This window comes from Bibersteinia trehalosi, assembly GCF_004346205.1.
Classification (GTDB): domain Bacteria; phylum Pseudomonadota; class Gammaproteobacteria; order Enterobacterales; family Pasteurellaceae; genus Bibersteinia; species Bibersteinia trehalosi.
The window spans coordinates 59,485-78,334 of record NZ_SMAM01000006.1; the positions used below are offsets into that span (position 1 = coordinate 59,485).

Consider the following 18,850-nt stretch of genomic DNA (forward strand, 5'->3'; position numbering starts at 1 on the left):
CTTATGAAACTTTTAAAATCAATTCTCACTGCTTCGCTTGTCTCTGCATTTATCTGGGGTAACGCACAGGCAAATACACCTAAAAATAATCAGAAGCAATCAACTAAGCAGACACAAGCTAAGCAAACTAAAAAGCAGGCGGCTAAGTCGAAACAGCAAGCTAAAACAGCTCAAAAGAAAGCAACAACGGCTAAAAAAGCTGCTGTTGCAACCGCCGCGGCAGCGGCAGCGCCTGCGGTATTATCTCAAGATGAGGCACTAAAATTATTTAATCAATCTTTTGGTATTCGTTTGCTTGGTTATAAAGTTGATAATAATACAGAGGGCAAGCCACATCTTTACTTAAAGTATGAGCTTAGCAACAAAGGGCAAAAAGATGTTCAAGGAGTGAAATTTATTGGTGCATTTACGCATAATAATCAGATTATTTATGCACAAGAAGTGCCATTAACCTTTAATAATCCATTGAAAGCGCAGGATAAGACTGTAATTGATATGGCTATTCCATTTGAAAATGTGCCTGAAATCGCGCGTCCTCTAATGTTGGATCAAAATGCTCAGCTTGGTGTGGTAACAGGTGCACAAACGCTTGTATTTACAGATAATACCGGTATTCAAATTTACTAAGAACAAGCAGTTTTCTGCCGATAGCGCTAGTCTTTGACTAGCGCTTTTTATTTTATGCTAATAGTGGGAGTCGGCATACTCCTAAGGCAAATTACCAGCTATATCCCAGTTTGAAGCCGGCAAAATGTTGTTTGCCGATTTCGTTACCTTTCAATAGACCAAGGTGAGTGCTTAATTGCCATTGACCTTTTGTGACACCCACGCCCACTTCAGTTTTCAGATAACGTCCGAAACGTTGGCTAAAGGTATTGTCATTGACTGCCACACTCAAGCGTTTGCTGCTCGCATCGACATAATGTGCGGCAAGGCTAGGCTCAACTTTCCAGCCGGAGAGGTCAAAGGCCTTGCTGACTTTCACACCGGCTTGGTACGCCATAAAGTGTGCTTTCGGGCTACGGACTGCTACTTCACCCAGTTTGTAATCTTGTCCGCTGAAGCGATAGTAACGTGTACCCACAGCAGGCTGAACTTGTACGCCGGCTAAGTCGAAGTTATGTCCTATATTTGCCCCGAATGCCATAATATGACGGTTAAAGCGGTTTTCCCCGAATAGATTGATACGGTTTTTCGCTTTACCGTAGCTACTGTCTAGGCTGACGAAAGTCCCGTTTTCCGAATGCCATTTACCATATAGGCTTGCCATCAGTAAGTTGGACTTGCCGTTCACTCCCTCATCAAATTCCGCATTAGCGTGGTTGCGGGATAGCACCACACCGGCATTGATACCGTTTGCAAGCGGTAATTCTACGCCTAACTGAGTGAGGTTGGTTTGTTGCTCATAGGGGCGATATAAATCCGATTTGTGTTCGGTTTTTTGATGTTCGATACTGCTCCAAACGTGGAATGTATCGTGTTTTGCGAACAGTTGGCGATCTAAGCCTTGCCCGATTTGCAACGCAGAATTTGCCTGTGCCGATAGCTCGGAAAGAGCGGTATTGGCATATTGGCTTACCCAGTCGCTTTGGTGAATATTACTACTGTCAGTGTCTGCGTGTGCTTGTAGATGCTCACAATTTGCACCATTCTCTTGGCAAAGTTTTAGTGCCTCAGCGTTTAAAATTGCTTCACTATTTCCAGCCGTTATGCGTAAGGTAGCTAATTTTGCTTCTACTTGTTTTGCAATATTTTGTGCAGTTTCAACCGCTTGTTCTACGTTAGCAATTTGCGCAGCGGCTGCTTTAGCATTGTTTTCTGCTGTAGTGAGTGCAGCACTTGCTTGTGTGACTTTCTGCTTTGCTGTCGTAATTTGCCCTTGGATTTGGCGGTAATATGTTGGATAGTAACGGCGGTAGTAATCAGCATATTGTTGCAAACGGGTTAATTCGCTATTTGCTTGGCTAAGCTGAGATTGTGCGTTTGCAGCGGCTTGTTTAGCATTTTTCTCTGCTTGGCGCTCTTTCTCTGCTTCTGCGTTCAAACGGCTGATTTCCTGTTTTTGTTTATCCGCTTCTGCAATAGCACGGTCTAATTCCGCTTTCGCCGTTGCAATCGACTGATTCCGATCTTTAGCATCTTTTAACGGATTGTATAAGCGATAGTCGTTGCTTCGATTTGCCAGTACATAACGATATGCACCTAAATCAACATAACCATTTTCCAGTGAGACTTTAGCTTTATCGGCTTGCTCGTGGTGCGTTAAAGTTAATAAACTTAACGGGCTAACAATTTCAGCTTCTTTGCCACTGTTGCGTAATGCAAGAGTGAAAGTCCCCTCGGCGAGACCATTTACTTGTAGGTGATCGCCTTTGCCAGCAGCAATATCGGTTAAGTAGTTGATTTTGGCATTCCCTTGGAAATTACCGTCAATAATCAACGTATTAAAACGAGTCGGTATCTCGCCTGTTACAAATTTTTCATTCAGGTTGATGGTTGAACCGTTTTCTGCTACTAAATTGCCAGTACGGCTATCCCCAGTGTTTGTCCAGCTTGCTTGGTTAGCTAAACGAATGCTCGTTGTTGTTGCTGCTTGAATGGTGCCAATCAGGTTCGCTTTGCCGATGTGTAATTGGCTCTGTTCTGCCAAGCTGACATCACCATTAATTTGTGTTGTGGGCAGTGTTGCAAAAATTTCATCAGAAACGACCGCTTGTGTATCACAGCTTGTTTTACCAGTGTACTCAGAATAGTAGCAACTTGGAGTTTGCCCGTTGATAAAGCCTAAATGTAGCTGAGCATGGTCATTCGCTGCCAAGTTTGCTTGCAGGTTTGAGACATTACGACCAACATAAAGCTGAGCGTATTGGTTTAGCTGCATATTATCAGCCTTAAATTGACGATTTTGCCAATCATCGGCATAAACGACATCTTGCTTATTGATCACATCATAAGCGTGAGGAGTCGGTCTGCCGGAAAGTAGCACTTTACCGCCTTTCACAGTGAGATCGCCGTTTAAGTTCAAACCACCAGAGAAGGTATAAATACTATTGAGCTTTTCTTGCTCTATTGGTGCGTTTTTACGGGCTAATACTTTGTTGATCGCTTGATTGCGATCTGCAGCTAAAAATTCCCAATGCTCGCTGCTTAAGCCACCGCGAGGAACAGGTTGTTTTGGATCACCTTTTAATGCAAAGTATTCCCGAATTTTCGTTTTCGGATTGGTGAACAGATAAATATCTGCACCAGCTACTAGCCCCTTACCCCAAGTTACTTCAGAGGCAGTTGCCGGTGGTGTAGAGGCTTTTGGATCATACACCACATTCAAACGACCGTTATGCTGGGTGTTATCTGTTTCGCCAATAAAACCATTAAAGCTATTGTAGCGATGCTCCAGACCTTTTTGCGCGAGTACTTGTTTTACTGCTGTATCCTTGTCAGAAGAGAGGAAGGTCCAGTGGGTATTACTTGCGCCATTCGTTGGCATATATTGGTTTGGATTGCCTTTGAGCGTAAAGTAATCGGTACGGCTATTAGCATGTGGGTTGATATATTCATAAATATCAGCACTGTTTTCTTTCCACGTTCCCCATTTTAAGTCCGTTGCTTCAGGGGCCTTCGGGCCATTAATGGTGAGTGTTGCAGCTTTTTGTAGGTGATTATTAACAATACGCGCACCATCATCACTATTTTGAATACGATTAAACGCAATGTTGTTGCCGTTGAGATCTAAACGACCACCACGGAAGCCAAAGTAAATCTTATTTGGATCGACTTGATCAGCACTGTTTAATACAACGGTTGAACGGCCGCTCACAATACCAACTTGGTTAAATGCAGATTTTTTGCCATTTTCACCCGCTTGTTGGTTTAAAATCACTGTACCTTCGCCCACACTAATATCGCCAAGGTTTTCACCTTTGCCGTTAATATGTAGTGTTCCTTCGCCTAGTTTAGATAAACGGTCACCTTGTGGGTTTTTGACTTGCCAGTTGACTTGCTTATCTTTAGCAACAACTATCCCGGCACCAAGCCAAGTTTGGTCGTTTTCAGGTCGAACAGTAGTATTAGCATTGAAATATAATGCACCAGCACCTTGGTCAATATCGGTTTTTAATACGATAGTGCTATCTTGTCCTTCAATGTTTAGGGTTTTTCCGGTGTTATCTTGCGGAAGTTGTAGCTGAGGTGTGCCACCATAGCCTAATGGAGAAGCGCTATTGTCTTTAATTGAACGATCGGCAAGCGAAACCGTTAAGTTTTGTCCTTTATTACCAATGCTACTGTCTTTACCCTGTGCAGACCATTCAAAGACGGCATTTTGTTGGGCATTGGTTAATGTGCCGGCAATATCTTCAGCAAACTGTTTATCGTGATAATCCTGACGGATAATACCAGCACGGTTATAGTAGTTGTTTGCAGGCGTACCAAAGGTGTAAGTAGCCAGTAGTAGCCAGCGTTTCGTTTTCTGATCGTAGCCATACACACCTGAACCGCTATCACCACGAGTACCAAATGCAGTTAATGCTCCATATGGGCTATTGTTTAATGCATTTCCTCTAAAATCTAGCCAGTAATCGGAATTATGTACCGCGATTGGTAAATGAACTCCCCCGGTTAAATATTGGTAAGATGTTGAAATTTGGTTATCTTGATGCTCGGTATTTTTGACTATTTGACGACCAGAGCCTAAGCGAGCAAAGTGAGTAAAACGACTACTATCTTGGTAGGCTGAAGCGTTATTACCCAGATCAGTCACTGTTGCAGGAGCGACCTCAGTGACTAATTTATTGAGACGTGGCACTTGATAATCTTGATGTTGCCCACCTTCAACAATTCCATAGTCGTTACGATCAACGACTTTGTAAGTGTAGTGGTGTGCATCGGCATTAGTGCCTGGAGCGCCAAATTCCACAGTATTGTATTGTGTATTATGGGCAACGCTGACTAAATATTGCGGTGCAACTAGAGTTGCTATCCCTAAGTTACGGTTTGCAGCACTAAAATCTGGCATCGGTACATTTGGGAAGAGTGCATCTAATGTATTGCCGCTTTTATCTTTAATTTCAATATTGCTTGCACCTACGGTGAATTTACCCTTATTCTCCGCAAAATCACGGTAGTATTGAAGATCGATATCATCTCTGAAAACAGAGGCTGATAAGGGAGAACAAAGCGCTGCGGCAACTAAGCTGGCAAGGTAAGAGAGAGGAAATATTTTTGTATTCATTATTATGTTATTGTCATAAAAAGGGCGCGTATTCTATCGTTAAATAATTATTTAACAATAGGATAAATAGCAATATAAAAATATTTCATGTGGTGTTCTTTTTATGATCAAAATAATGAGAAAATAAAGACAATTCGCCTTTTAAAGTAGGCAAAACAATACATTTTGCCCTGTTTAGATTGGTATTAAATTAAAATTATTGATGATTTGGTATAGGAGGGCTATTAGTTAGCTCTACTGCTTTTGGATCTGCTCCATATTTATTGTTAAAACGTTGTCCGTCTTTGAAAAGGAGGTAGATGAAAAATGCAAAGTAAAATAGCAAAATTAATAATATAAGAGCAAGAAGCCCTTCACCTAATAATGCTCTATTGCTAAAGATAGTGCCTATTTCTGTTGTGAATACCGCTACAACGAGTGATAATGCAAGCGGTAATAGTTGCCACCACCCTGAGTGTCCAACGTCATGCAAGCGTCTGGTTGTTAAACTAACGCTTACTATTCCAAACCAAATGAACAAAATAAAATTGACGATAGACATAACATTCAATAAGTCAATAAGATTTAATGTTTCTGCGGCAATTTCAATAATGTCTAAAACAAAATGAATAAGTGAGTAGATTAGCATAAACCAGCCATATTCTTTTCGCCTTGCTCGACCTTGAAAATTAAAAATATTACGTAATGCTAAAATAAACCAATTCATATTTTTTCCCTTTGAAGATACTTTTGCTATTTTCTAAAAAAATAGCACGCATGTTACTGCGTGCTATTAATTTATTTAGCTAAACATTGGCTGAATTGGTCAGCTAAGTTTTGTAAGAACTGTGGATAAGCATTTTGGCTTAGTTCAATTTTTGCGCCAAGAGGATCCAATTGTCCAACTTGTACGGCAGTACCTTTACTTAAACTTTCAATCACTTTTGGTGTAAACTGAGGCTCCGCAAATAAGCATTGTGCTTTATGTTCTGTTAAGTGCTTTTTGATTTTTGCTAAGGTTTTTGCCCCTGGTGCAACGCTTGGGTTAATGGTAAATGAGCCTAATGGGTTTAGGTGATAAGCGCTCTCAAAATAGCGATAAGCATCATGGAATGTGTAATAACCCTTGCCTTGTGCGCTAATGAGTTGTTTTTCAATTTCTGCATGCTTGGTTGCAAGTGCAGTTTTGAAGTGGCTTAAATTTTCTGCGATTTTTGCTTTATGCTCTGGCATAAGTTGGCTTAAGCGTTCAGCGATCTGTTCAGCGATAGTTTCGCTTGCAATAGGAGAAAGCCAGATATGCCAATCTTCATCATGATCATGGTGGTGTTCATCATGTCCATGTTCATGCTTATGCTCATGTTTATGGGCATGACCATGTTCGTGTTCGTGTTCGTGTTCGTGTTCGTCATGTTCTTTTTTATGGCTTTCAACTAATGTTTTAATTTGTTCAACATCTTCTAGTGTAAGCACTTTCTCTTTAGGTAGCTTATCAAGGGTTTTTTCTAAAAATGTTTCCATTTCATCGCCAACCCATACGACTAATTGCGCTGATTTGAGTTTTTCTACATCAGACGGTTTTAGGCTGTAGTCGTGCGGGGAAGCGCTTGTCGGGAGTAGCACTTGAGTTTCTGTTACACCTTCAGTAATTGCTGCCGAAATAAACCCTAATGGCTTAATAGTTGTGAGTACATTAGCATTGGCGATACTGGCTGCGCTGAATAATGCGAGAGAGAGTAGGCTTTTTTTAAACATAGAATATCCTTAATTAAAATGTGGAATAAAGTGGGCAAAATATTAGCAGAAATCAATAAAAAAGCCATAGATTTTTCATACAAACAAGCGGTGCATTTTGCAAAAAAATCTGCAAAATGCACCGCTTGTTTGATTAAATTAAATTATGCTTTGCAACTTTCTTGACGGCAGTCGCAAGTTGTACCACAACGGCATTCACCTTCTGGGCAGCCGCAGTTTTGACCGCAGATACAAGTTGGGCTGCATTGGCAAGGGTGAGATTTGCATTGTACATTGTCTGTTGGATATACTTTGTTTACTGTCATTTTGAATTACTCCGTAAAAGTGTTTAACTAGTGGTGAGAGAGCTCTCATCAGAACGGCGCAAATCATAAAGATTAACCTAAGGTTAAGGTCAAATATTTTTCTCTACTTTTTTTAAAAAGTTGTCTAAAAGGATAAAAAATGAACATTGGTCAAGCTGCAAAAGCCTGTGGACTCTCTTCAAAGCAGATTCGCGATTATGAAAAATTGGGATTGATTCAGCCATCCTACCGTACAGAATCTAACTACCGAACCTATGCTGAGGCAGATATCCAACGCTTGGGGTTTATTCGTCATGCACGAGAGGTGGGCTTTTCATTAGCACAAATTGGTGAGTTATTGGCTTTCCGTGATGCACCAAGCCATAATTGTGAAGAAATTTTACATTTTACAGATAAGCATATTGCGGATTTATCTGAAAAGATTGAGGCATTGCAGTTAATGAAAGAGAAATTACTTGAATTGCGTGAGACCAGCTGTCTCAGTGGCGGTAATGCAGGCTGTGCGATTATGAGTTTTGAGGTGAAGTAGCCAAGTGCCCTGCAATTTGTTGCGGAATTTGTTGTTGGATCTGGTTTAGGGCATATTCAATAGCATAGTAGTAAGCGTTTACTCCGGCTCCACCATGGCTTTTAACCACGACTTTTGATAATCCGAGCAAGGTTGCACCATTATGGCGATCTGGGTTGATCTGCTGTAGTTTACGCAAATGGCGACGAAAAATAAGCCGTAAAAAAGCATTACGAATTTTTAGACAAATATGTGAATTTTCATCTGAATGGCGGAAAAAGGTAATCACATTTTTTGCGGTGCCTTCTAAGGTTTTTAAGGCAATATTGCCGGTAAAACCATCACATACGATCACATCAGCAAGATTATTCAGCAGCTTATCACCTTCAATAAAACCGAGGTAGTTCAAATGATATTGCTGCTTAAGTTGCTGATTTGCATTTTTCAAAGTTAGCGTGCCTTTATTCTCTTCTGTACCTATGTTTAAAAGCGAGATACGTGGATAGACTAAATTTAGCATAGCTTGTGCAAATACATTGCCCATCTCTGCAAATTGACAGAGTAATTTTTCATCGGCTTCAACATTTGCTCCAAGATCGAGCATAACACTAGATTTACCTTGTAAGGTTGGAATCAATGAGGTTAAGGCAGGGCGATCGATATTTGGAAGTGGGGCAATTAGGTTTTTGGCTAACCCCATCAATAAGCCTGTATTTCCGCCGCTTACGCAACCTTCGGCTTTGCCTTCAGCCACTTGCTCTAAAGCAAGACGCATTGAACTACCACGACTGTGTCGGATTGCTTGTAGAAATGGTACATGCTCATTAATGATTTTATCGGTATGGATAATTTGAATGCGCTTTTTAATATCGGCGGCAAGCGGTTCAAAATAGAGAGAAATTTGCGATTGGTCACCGCAGAGCAAGACATCAAGCGTTGGATGCTTTTCCAATGCTTTAAGTATGGCAGGCATAGTAATACGGGGACCAAAGTCCCCGCCCATTACATCTAACGCTAAAGTTAGACGACTCAATTTTCACCCCAAAGCGAAAATTGATTATTTGATTTTACGACCACGGTAGTAACCGTCTGCACTTACATGGTGACGTAAGTGAGTTTCACCACGAGCATCTACTGAAACAGCAGCGGTGGTTAATGCATCGTGAGAACGACGCATATCACGACGTGAACGAGATTTTTTATTTTGTTGAACAGCCACGGGCTTTCTCCTAGGATTAAAATTTAATTTTTCAATTTAGCTAAAATGGCGAACGGATTTGGTTTGCTTGCCAGTTCTTCTGGCAACTCACCGAAAACCTGTTCGTCTTCGGACACTTCACAGTGTTCTAGTTCATGCATCGGGACTAGCGGCAATGATAAAAGGAATTCGTCTTCTATCATCTCTAGCAAATTTACTTCACCAAAAGAATCAGTTTCAATAGGTTCATAAATTTCAGGCAAATCGCCTGCCTGATCCATATTCTTTACTGGGCTGAAAAGTAATTCACAGCTCAATGTTTGTGTAAAACTATTACTACAACGCTGGCAGTCTAATTCCACATCAATACTTGCAGTACCTTTAATTACTGTAAGACGTTGCGGATCAACATAGACTGACAATGCTACCTGAGCATCACTTTGCACACGGGTTACAGCATCATCCAAACGCTCAAACAATTCAGCCGAGATATAACCGTTATAGTCAATTCGGCGTTGCGCGTCTTTATATGGATCAATCGTTAAAGGGAGTTTTACTTTTTGCATAGGGGCGGAATTTTACCGATTTCGCTACCAATAGTCAAAGGGAAATCGGATTTTCCACAAAAATAGCTAGAATGAACAGCAAGCATTCCTTTACTTTATTACAATAATCAAACAATTTTGATGGCAATTACAGCGACTTTATGTTAAAAAGTTGCCCGTTTTTTTTGTTTAAATCTATTTGAAGGAAGCACAATGTCATTACAAAACATTATTGAAGCGGCATTCGAACGCCGTGCAGAAATTACGCCTAAAACTGTGGATGCAGAAACTAAAGCTGCAATTGAGCAAGTGATCGCAGGTTTAGATGACGGTTCTTTACGTGTTGCAGAGAAAAAAGATGGCGAGTGGGTAGTAAACCAATGGGTGAAAAAAGCAGTATTACTTTCATTCCGTATCGCTGACAACGAAGTGATTGACGGTGCAGAAACCAAATTCTACGACAAAGTACCAACCAAATACGGCAACTACACCGAAGAGCAATTCAAAGCAGACGGTATTCGTGCCGTGCCAGGTGCGGTGGTGCGTAAAGGTTCACACATCGAGAAAAACGTGGTGTTAATGCCATCTTTCGTGAACATCGGGGCATACGTTGGCGAAGGCACCATGGTGGATACTTGGGTAACCGTCGGTTCTTGTGCGCAAATCGGTAAAAACGTTCACCTTTCAGGCGGCGTGGGTATTGGCGGTGTATTAGAGCCATTACAAGCGAACCCGACCATCATCGGCGATAACTGCTTTATCGGTGCACGTTCTGAAATCGTAGAAGGCGTGATTGTAGAAGATAACTGCGTGATCTCAATGGGCGTATTTATCGGCCAATCTACCAAAATTTACGATCGCGAAACCGGCGAAATCCACTATGGTCGCGTTCCTGCGGGCTCTGTGGTTGTATCAGGTTCTCTTCCATCAAAAGATGGTTCACACAACCTTTACTGTGCGGTAATCGTGAAGAAAGTCGATGAGAAAACCTTAAGTAAAGTGGGCTTAAACGATTTATTACGTTCTATTGATGAGTAATCATTAACGTAGAGATCCCCGCTAAAGTGCGGGGATTTTTTATGTTTACAAGCGGTTTATTTTAAGCATTTTTTTGCAAAATTATGCCTCGTCTTGTGGTTTATCAGGGTGATTACCTAAAAATTTACTGATAAGAGCTTTACCTAATTCTGATTGATTTAAGCCTTCTAAAGTTGCTGCAATTTTTGTACCGCCAGTGGAGCTAAAGAGTTCGCCAACACGCTGAATGCCTTTATCTACACGCTCATCATTGATGATAAATTTCATATCGGAGTGAGACAATGCTTTTGCTTGTTCTATGCCGATGGCTTGGTTAGCCTCAATTTGGCGTATGCTGACCAAGTATTGTTGATAGCCTTCATTACCTCCAATTTCACGAGCCAATTCAATTTGTCCTGAAACAAGCGAAATCTCCAATTTCTGTTTGGCTTCGGCTTCTGCCGCCCCGATTTTGGCAATACCTTGAGCCTCTTTATCTTTTGTTTCAAGTAAAGCTTCTGCCTCTAAGAATGCTTTCTGTTTTTCCCCTTCTGCAACGAGAATTTGATGCTGTTTCTCAGCTTCGGAGTCTATAATCAGCGCATTACGGTTAGCTTCCGCTTTGATTTCTTGGGTACGCTTATCTTGATCAGCTTTCACGATTTCTACGTCTTTTTCGATCTCTGCTTGCTTAATTTCGGCCACCCGTTTTACTTCCATTTCACGTTCTTTAGTGATTTTTTCTTGTTGTTTCACTAGTTGCTGTGCTTGTTCATTAGAAACTGCAACTTCACGTTGATTTTCAACGGTTTTTAAGCCTACTTCTTTCTCGGCTTCTTGACGTTTTACATCAGCCTCTTTTTTCGCTTCAATTTCGGCAATTTGGGCTTCTTTTTGGTTACGTGCCACTTCAACACGGCTCTCTTTTTCAATAAAGGATTTTTTAATTTCCATAATATTGAAGATAACTTTCGAACCACCACTATCACGAATATCCATTAATTCAATATTTTTAACTGGCTCAATTCCCCAGTTTTTCAGCTGTTCTTTTACTGCAAGCGTGAAGTCATCTCCCAGTTCAGAGCGCACTTGCAAAATATCGTTTAAATTGCGGCTAGAGAGAATGGAACGTACCGACCCTTGAATAATATCAACAAGTTGAATATTCATATCGTGGAAGTCTGAAACCCGCTGTGCAGCTAGATTGGAATCGGCGACACGGAAGAATGCGGTGATGTCTACAACAAAGGGTAAACGTTCTAAATCATAAGCTTCGTAATTATCAATTTTTATGGAGAACACGGAGACGGGCAATACAATGGTACTTACCCCAATAAGTGGTAACCAAGATGGGAAGGCGTAATAAACGTTGCCATTGCCTGTGTCTTTGCCATAAGAGGTTGTTTTACCCCCTGATTGAACAATATGCACCTCATTTGTTTTGACTACGCGGCGGAAGAGTAAGGCAACTAATAAGGTAATAACCACGAGGGCAATAATGCCAATGATCGTAAGTAGTGTATAAAACTGCATGGAGCTCTCCTTTGTTATGAATAAGAACAATTCACACTTTAAGTGAACAAGCGGTGATTTTCTAGCAAAATTTTGCAAAAAAGCTGAATTTTCTACCGCTTGTATGTGAAATGAAAAAGGCAAATCAATCAAGATTTGCCTTTTAAGATTGCAATTTATTTAGAGCGAGCTAATGAAGATCACGCTAATAATGACAGGAATGACGTAACGCACATAGTTAAACCAAACTTTTGTAAAACCTTCACTGGCGCCAAGTTCTTTTTTCGCTTCATCTTTTAATACATAGCCCACAAAAATGGCGCTACCTAATGCAGTGAGCACAAATAGAATATTGCCACTGATATAGTCGAACGCATCAAAGATGCTCATACCCATAATGCGAATATCTTGCCATAGATTATCACCTAGCACAGAAGGAATATTGCCTACAACAAAAATGCCACCTAGTACGAGTGCAATGGCTCTTTTACGTGAAATTTTCGCTTTCTCAACTAAAGCGGTAATCAGTACTTCGTAAATAGTGATTGAAGTCGTTAATGCGGCGACTACCAATAGGCTAAAGAAGATCGTAGCAAAGACAGTGCCGCCCCACATATTAGAGAATACTATCGGTAGGCTTTGGAATACTAGTGCGGGGCCTGCTGTAGGCTCAATACCAAAGGTAAAGAGTGATGGGAAGATCATAAAGCCGGCTGCGACTGCAATTAAGGTATTGACTACACCTGTAATCGTGGCTGTTTTCACTAAGTTTTCTTTTTTATCTAAGTAGCTAGAAAGTGTAATTAGTACACCAAAGCCCAAACTTAATGCAAAGAAGACCTGACCTAAGACTTTAATAAAGAGCTGTGGAGTAATTTTGGAGAAATCGGGTAAAAGGTAAAATTCGATCCCTTGCGCAGCACCTGGTAGGGTAATATTGCGGATAACCATTACGATGAGAAAAACAAAAAGCAATGGCATTAGGAATTTCACTGCACGCTCAATGCCATCAACGATACCGCGAGCGAGAATAAAGTAGTTGGCAAGTACAAATACACCAGTGTAGCAAAGAATCATGAGTGGATCATTTTGGATATGGTCATTATAGAATTGTGCGGTTAATTCCGGATTAACTGGGGTTGAAAGATCTAAACCGCCACTGATTAGTGCGCCAATATAAGTGAGTACCCAACCGCCAAGTACCATATAGTAAGCAAGAATACCAAAAGCACCGAGTAAACCCATTAAGCCGAGTATTTTCCAACCCTTGTGGATTTCTTTGCCATTTGCAGTACCGCCAAAAGCATCAATTGAGTTAAGTTGCAAACGGCGACCGATAACATTTTCCACTAAAATCATTGGAATGCCGATCACAATCATTGCAATACAGAATAGTAATACGTAAGCGCCGCCGCCGTTTTCTCCTACTAAATACGGAAAACGCCATGTCGCGCCAAAACCAACAGTCGCCCCAGCCACCGTTAGCACATAAGTTAAGCGGCTCGACCAAGAGAGTCTTTGTTCTTTTGTACTCATAAGTTACCTCTTTTTGATAAAAATTCCCCTAACTCTACTGCAAATTAGGGGAAAAAGAGCGGTATTATCTAATAAATTTTAAGATTATCCTAATGATAATGCGTCTTTTGCTGGTGTATAAGCATAACCAAAGGCATCAGAGACCCCTTTGAAGGTGCATTTACCTTCATAGGTATTCAAGCCTTCTAAAATCGCATTATCTACCAAGCAAGCCTGTTTCACGCCGAGTTCTGCAATTTTCAGACCAAATTCAAGGGTCGCATCGGTTAAGCCTAGGGTCGAAGTTCTTGGTACGCTACCAGGCATATTCGCGACACAATAATGTACGATATCATCAACTAAATAGATTGGATCATCATGCGTAGTTGGATGAGATGTTTCAAAACATCCGCCTTGGTCGATAGCCACATCAACTAATACCGCCCCTTTTTTGAGTAATTTAAGATCGGCTTTACGGACTAAATGTGGTGCTTTAGCACCAGGAATTAACACCGCACCAATCACAACATCAGCATTTTTTAAACAGCTTTCAATATTGCCTCGTGAACTTGTTAATGTTGTTACTTTCATACCAAACATGTGATCTAAATAGGCAAGGCGTGCGGCGTTAATATCTAAAATTGTTACGTCTGCACCAATACCTACCGCAATTTGTGCTGCATTCACACCAACAACGCCACCACCCAAAATCACAACTTTTGCTTTTGGGGTACCAGCAGTACCACTTAGTAATAACCCTAAGCCACCGTATTTTTTCTGGATAAATTTTGCTGCCTCTAGTGTTGCCAAACGTCCTGCAATTTGGCTCATCGGGGTTAAGCAAGGTAATCCAGCTGGAGTTTTGATGGTTTCATAGGCGATGGCTTTAATTTTTTTCGCCAGCAACATGTCCGTGAGAGCTTGATCTGCGGCTAAATGTAGGTAGGTATAAAGGGTTTGTCCCTCTCGGAAGAAATCATATTCACATTCTATCGGCTCTTTTACTTTGATGATCATTTCACTGTGGGCAAAGAGCGTTGCTTTATCACTAATAATCGCTCCTGCTTCTTGATACAGTGTGTCAGAAAAACCAATAGCAGCACCTGCATCTTTTTCAATATAAACGGTATGACCAGCTTCAACGTAGCTTTTCACATTGGCAGGAGTTAATCCAACTCGATACTCTTGCACTTTCACTTCTTTTGGGCATCCGATGATCATAGAGATCTCCTTATGTTAGATTTAAGGGCTTGATGATATTGCTACTAAAATATGCAATAATCCTGCTTTTCATTTAGGGTTTGTCGATAATTTAACTAGCAATATTGGCGAATTATAAAAGATAGCTCAGACAAAAAAATGTGATTCACTTAACATTTTTTTTACAAAGTTTTATATTTAGGCAAAAAAATGGGACTTTTTGAATTTTTTATTGTATTGGCATTGCTGATTATTCTCAGCGGAATCATCTCATCGGCAGAAATATCCCTTGCTGGAGCAAGAAAAATCAAACTGCAAAATCTGGCAAATGAAGGCGACAAGCGGGCTGAAAAACTGCTTAAATTGCAAGAACAGCCAGGGCAGTTTATTACCGTTGTGCAGATTGGTTTGAATATGGTTGCAATTCTTGGCGGTATGCTCGGAGAAAGCTCTTTGACCATTTATGTACAACGTTTTTTACAGCAATATAGCCAAGCGGCTTGGGTGGAAAGTGCTTCTTCTTGGATCGCTTTTGGTGTGGTTACGGTGGCATTCATTATTTTGGCAGATTTAATGCCAAAACGCTTAGCAATGGCAAATCCTGAAAAAGTTGCTTTAAAGCTGGTGAATGTGATGACCGTCAGCATTACCTTACTTAAGCCGTTTGTGTTGTTTTTTAATACGATTGCGAATGGCTTATTCCGCTTACTGCGTATTTCAACTGAGCGCGAAGACACCATGACCTCTGATGACATTATTGCGATTGTTGATGCAGGAGCTGAGGCTGGCGTATTGAAAACCCAAGAACAATATTTAATCGAAAATATTTTTGATATGCAACAGCGTACGGTGACTTCTACCATGACCACGCGTGAGAATATTGTTTACTTAGATAAAGCTTATACTCGCCAACAAATTCTTGATACCTTAAGAGAAAATTCTCATTCTAAAGTCATTATTTGTGATAGCAGCTTAGATAAAATTTTAGGCTATGTAGAATCCCATACTTTGCTTACGCGCTATTTACAGGAAGAACAGGTTTCGCTTACTGACAATAAATTACTCCGCAAAGCCTTATATATTCCAGATACACTTTCACTTTACGAGGTGTTGGAGCTATTTAAGTCTTCTGGTGAGGATTTTGCTGTCATTATTAATGAATATGCGTTAGTGGTGGGGATTGTTACTTTAAATGACGTAATGAGTATCGTGATGGGGGAGCTTGTCTCTAACGAAGAAGAACAAATAGTTCAACGTGATGAAAATTCGTGGTTGATTGATGGTGCAACACCTTTAGAAGATGTCATGAGAGCATTAGAAATTAACGAGTTTCCGCATTCAGAGAACTACGAAACTATTGGCGGCTTTATGATGTATATGTTACGTAAAATCCCGAAAAAAACGGATTTTGTGCTGTACGCCAATTATAAATTTGAAATTATTGATACAGAGAATTTTAAGATTGATCAGTTGATGGTTTCTAAGCAGGGAGAAAATTGAATGATTACACTTTACCACAACCCTAAATGTTCCAAATCGCGGGAAACGTTGGCAATTTTGCAGCAACATGGCATTGAAGTTGAGATTGTTGAATACCTTAAAGTACCATTAGATCAAACAACAATTGCTCGTCTTATTCATGATAGCGGCATTATGCTTGAACAAGCACTTCGTACAGAAACAGACGAATATAAAACATTAATTAAAGATAAAAATTTATCCCAAGAGCAAATTATTGCTCTGATTGCCGCACACCCCAAGCTGCTCAATCGCCCGTTTGCAAGCGGTCGAAAAGGCACAAAATTTTGCAGACCACCTGAATTGGTTAAGGAGTTATTATGAAAAAAATCCTATTACTCAATGGGCCAAATTTAAATATGCTGGGCAAAAGAGAGCCAGAAATTTATGGTTCACAGACGCTGGCAGACATTGAACAGCATCTCCAGCAATGTGCGGCAGAGCGAGGTGTGGCATTAGACTATTTTCAATCAAATAGTGAAGAGGCCTTAATTAATCGCATTCATCAAGCTTTCCAGAAAGTCGATTTTATTCTCATCAATCCAGCGGCATTTACGCACACTAGTGTTGCGTTGCGTGATGCTTTGCTATCTGTAGCAATCCCTTTTGTTGAAATTCATCTTTCGAATGTACATGCTCGCGAGTCTTTCCGTCATCATTCTTATCTAAGCGATATTGCTAAAGGCGTTATTTGTGGCTTAGGCGCACAAGGTTATGAATACGCCTTAGACTTTGCATTGAAACAGTTGGAAAAACGGTAAAATTCTTGTATATTCCGCCATTTTTTAACAATGATTAACAAATGGGGAACAAATATGAAACACAACATGGCGAGGAAATTTGGGTTAAAGAAGAGGGTTAGCTTGCTTAGCGCTTGTTTGGCATTCACGAGCTTGGCAAATAATGCTCAAGCCGAAGGCAAGCTGACTATTTATTGCAGTGCACAAAATGCAACCTGTGAAAAAATTACCCAGACATTTGCGAAAAAATATAATGTGGATGCGAAATTTGTGCGTAATAGCACGGGGGCTACACTTTCTAAAATTAAAGCTGAGCAAAATAATCCTCAGGCGGATGTTTGGTATGGTGGAACAATTGAGCAGCATTTCCAAGCAGCAGATTTATCGCTATTAGAAAAATATCGTTCACCGATGCAGCAAGAGACCCTACCTCAATTTAAAACATTGCTGGAGAAAAAAGGCGATTTTACCTCGATTATTTATATGCTAGTGCTAGGCTTTGGCGTAAATACAGAAGTCTTCGCTAAATTAGGGATTAAGGAGTATCCACGCTGTTGGAAAGATTTGACTCATCCACAATTAAAAGGGCATATTCAACTGGCAGATCCCCAATTATCTGGCACGACTTATACTGCAATTGCCACATTGATTCAATTATGGGGTGAAGATAAAGCATTTGAATTTTTGAAACAGCTTGATGCAAATGTTTCACAATATGTAAAAAGTGCGCAAGTGACTTCAAATCTTGCTCGTGGTGAAAGTGCATTAAGCGTTGGTTTTATCCATAACTATGCCACAGAAAAAGAAAATGGCGCACCAGTTGAAGCGATCTTGCCTTGTGAGGCGGATAGTTACTCGTTAGGTGGGGCAAGTATCATCAAAGGCTCACGCAATTTAGATAATGCAAAATTGTTTATTGATTGGGTATTAGGGGCTGAGGCGCAAGAAATTCCATGGCGTGAAGTCGGTGTTTACCAACTGCCAACGAATGTCAATGCTGAGGCAGCACCACAATCGGTCGATCCAAAAACATTAAATCTAATTAAAATGGATTTTGATCGTTTTGGGACAAGTGAAGAAGGTAAGCGTTTAACCGAGAAATGGCTCAAAGAAGTTAAAATCAAATAGTAATTAACTGATACGATGAGTACCAAATTCTGTCGATTTTCACGCATTTTGTAAGATTTTTATCGCAAAATTGCCGAAATTCGGGTAATCTACGCAAGATTTTAATCAGTGCTTTTTTAGCGCTGATTTTCTATTTTCATTTTTAGCATTTACTACGGATCTCATTATGGATATTCGCAAAATTAAAAAACTTATTGAATTAGTTGAAGAATCAGGTATCACTGAATTAGAAGTGACTGAAGAAGAGGGTACTGTGCGTATTAGTCGTGCGGCTCCAGCAGCCCCTGCGGTACAATATGTTGCAGCACCGCAAGCTGCACCTGCCGTAGCACCTGTTGCAGCGGCTGCACCAGCGGCTAGTGCACCACAGGCAGCTTCTGCGCCAAGTGCTGAAGTGAGCGGACATGCAATTCTTTCGCCAATGGTAGGCACTTTCTACCGTAGTCCAAGCCCAGAGGCTGCTCCATTCGTTGAAGTTGGTCAAACAGTGAAAGCTGGCGACACGCTCTGTATCGTAGAAGCGATGAAGATGATGAACCGTATCGAATCTGACAAAGCAGGTGTGGTTAAAGCAATTTTAGTCAATGATGGTGAAGCGGTTGAATTTGATCAAAAACTGTTCGTTATTGAATAATTTTATGAAATAAAAGGGGAATGGATAATCGACAATTTGCAAATTTCGTTTGAAATTTGGGCGCTT

The 18,850-nt window shown here is 40.6% G+C and carries 18 protein-coding genes; 8 read left to right on the forward strand and 10 right to left on the reverse strand.

Annotated elements, in window-relative coordinates:
• The first annotated feature begins 3 nt into the window (after positions 1 to 3).
• On the forward strand, positions 4 to 627 hold the full coding sequence (locus tag EDC51_RS07290) for a hypothetical protein (protein ID WP_131928563.1): 624 nt from the start codon (positions 4 to 6) through the stop codon (positions 625 to 627).
• A gap of 91 nt (positions 628 to 718) precedes the next feature.
• On the opposite strand, the gene EDC51_RS07295 is transcribed toward EDC51_RS07290, so the two are convergent.
• The 4 genes from EDC51_RS07295 to EDC51_RS10815 form a co-directional block, all read right to left on the reverse strand.
• A complete protein-coding gene (locus EDC51_RS07295; protein WP_131928564.1) occupies positions 719 to 5,230 on the reverse strand; it encodes a S6 family peptidase in 4,512 nt (1,503 codons plus the stop codon).
• Positions 5,231 to 5,426: 196 nt separating this feature from the next.
• On the reverse strand, positions 5,427 to 5,936 hold the full coding sequence (locus EDC51_RS07300) for a DUF805 domain-containing protein (protein ID WP_131928565.1): 510 nt from the start codon (positions 5,934 to 5,936) through the stop codon (positions 5,427 to 5,429).
• A 71-nt stretch (positions 5,937 to 6,007) separates the two neighbouring features.
• Positions 6,008 to 6,964, reverse strand: a complete 957-nt coding sequence (gene znuA / locus EDC51_RS07305) for a zinc ABC transporter substrate-binding protein ZnuA (protein WP_131928566.1) — start codon at positions 6,962 to 6,964, stop codon at positions 6,008 to 6,010.
• A 133-nt stretch (positions 6,965 to 7,097) separates the two neighbouring features.
• Complete coding sequence (locus EDC51_RS10815) at positions 7,098 to 7,238, reverse strand: hypothetical protein (RefSeq protein ID WP_170169280.1); 141 nt, start codon at positions 7,236 to 7,238, stop codon at positions 7,098 to 7,100.
• A gap of 170 nt (positions 7,239 to 7,408) precedes the next feature.
• On the opposite strand from EDC51_RS10815, the gene EDC51_RS07310 reads away from it, so the two are divergent.
• Positions 7,409 to 7,798: a MerR family DNA-binding protein gene (locus EDC51_RS07310; protein WP_131928567.1), complete on the forward strand. Its 390-nt coding sequence runs from the start codon at positions 7,409 to 7,411 to the stop codon at positions 7,796 to 7,798.
• On the opposite strand, the gene plsX is transcribed toward EDC51_RS07310, so the two are convergent.
• Genes plsX through yceD form a run of 3 tightly spaced genes read right to left on the reverse strand, consistent with a single transcriptional unit; the run spans position 7,776 to position 9,541 of the window.
• Entirely contained in the window at positions 7,776 to 8,810 is a 1,035-nt protein-coding gene (plsX, locus tag EDC51_RS07315) for a phosphate acyltransferase PlsX (protein ID WP_025267334.1), read from the reverse strand. The genes EDC51_RS07310 and plsX overlap by 23 nt on opposite strands.
• A gap of 24 nt (positions 8,811 to 8,834) precedes the next feature.
• A complete protein-coding gene (rpmF, locus tag EDC51_RS07320) occupies positions 8,835 to 8,996 on the reverse strand; it encodes a 50S ribosomal protein L32 (RefSeq protein WP_015431862.1) in 162 nt (53 codons plus the stop codon).
• A 23-nt stretch (positions 8,997 to 9,019) separates the two neighbouring features.
• Positions 9,020 to 9,541 carry a 23S rRNA accumulation protein YceD gene (gene yceD, locus EDC51_RS07325; RefSeq protein WP_015431863.1) on the reverse strand — a complete coding sequence of 174 codons (522 nt, stop codon included), beginning with the start codon at positions 9,539 to 9,541 and terminating at the stop codon, positions 9,020 to 9,022.
• A gap of 192 nt (positions 9,542 to 9,733) precedes the next feature.
• Here yceD and dapD point away from each other — a divergent pair, with 192 nt between their 5' ends.
• Positions 9,734 to 10,558, forward strand: a complete 825-nt coding sequence (gene dapD / locus EDC51_RS07330; RefSeq protein ID WP_025267333.1) for a 2,3,4,5-tetrahydropyridine-2,6-dicarboxylate N-succinyltransferase — start codon at positions 9,734 to 9,736, stop codon at positions 10,556 to 10,558.
• 81 nt (positions 10,559 to 10,639) lie between these two features.
• Here the strand turns inward: dapD and EDC51_RS07335 are convergent, their stop codons facing one another.
• From EDC51_RS07335 to ald, 3 genes are all read right to left on the reverse strand, one after another.
• Positions 10,640 to 12,070 carry an SPFH domain-containing protein gene (locus tag EDC51_RS07335; RefSeq protein WP_025267332.1) on the reverse strand — a complete coding sequence of 477 codons (1,431 nt, stop codon included), beginning with the start codon at positions 12,068 to 12,070 and terminating at the stop codon, positions 10,640 to 10,642.
• A gap of 159 nt (positions 12,071 to 12,229) precedes the next feature.
• On the reverse strand, positions 12,230 to 13,585 hold the full coding sequence (locus EDC51_RS07340) for a sodium-dependent transporter (protein WP_015431866.1): 1,356 nt from the start codon (positions 13,583 to 13,585) through the stop codon (positions 12,230 to 12,232).
• Positions 13,586 to 13,669: 84 nt separating this feature from the next.
• Positions 13,670 to 14,785: an alanine dehydrogenase gene (gene ald, locus EDC51_RS07345; RefSeq protein WP_131928568.1), complete on the reverse strand. Its 1,116-nt coding sequence runs from the start codon at positions 14,783 to 14,785 to the stop codon at positions 13,670 to 13,672.
• A 189-nt stretch (positions 14,786 to 14,974) separates the two neighbouring features.
• On the opposite strand from ald, the gene EDC51_RS07350 reads away from it, so the two are divergent.
• From EDC51_RS07350 to accB, 5 genes are all read left to right on the forward strand, one after another.
• Entirely contained in the window at positions 14,975 to 16,264 is a 1,290-nt protein-coding gene (locus tag EDC51_RS07350; RefSeq protein WP_015431868.1) for a polyamine export protein PaeA, read from the forward strand.
• Positions 16,265 to 16,606, forward strand: a complete 342-nt coding sequence (gene arsC / locus EDC51_RS07355) for an arsenate reductase (glutaredoxin) (RefSeq protein WP_025267331.1) — start codon at positions 16,265 to 16,267, stop codon at positions 16,604 to 16,606.
• Positions 16,603 to 17,043, forward strand: coding sequence for a type II 3-dehydroquinate dehydratase (gene aroQ, locus EDC51_RS07360; RefSeq protein ID WP_015431870.1), 441 nt, complete (start codon positions 16,603 to 16,605; stop codon positions 17,041 to 17,043). Before arsC ends, aroQ begins: the two co-directional genes overlap by 4 nt.
• Before the next feature lie 54 nt (positions 17,044 to 17,097).
• Positions 17,098 to 18,150, forward strand: coding sequence for an ABC transporter substrate-binding protein (locus EDC51_RS07365; RefSeq protein WP_231882697.1), 1,053 nt, complete (start codon positions 17,098 to 17,100; stop codon positions 18,148 to 18,150).
• A gap of 166 nt (positions 18,151 to 18,316) precedes the next feature.
• A complete protein-coding gene (accB, locus tag EDC51_RS07370; protein ID WP_015431872.1) occupies positions 18,317 to 18,784 on the forward strand; it encodes an acetyl-CoA carboxylase biotin carboxyl carrier protein in 468 nt (155 codons plus the stop codon).
• The last annotated feature ends 66 nt before the right edge of the window (positions 18,785 to 18,850 follow it).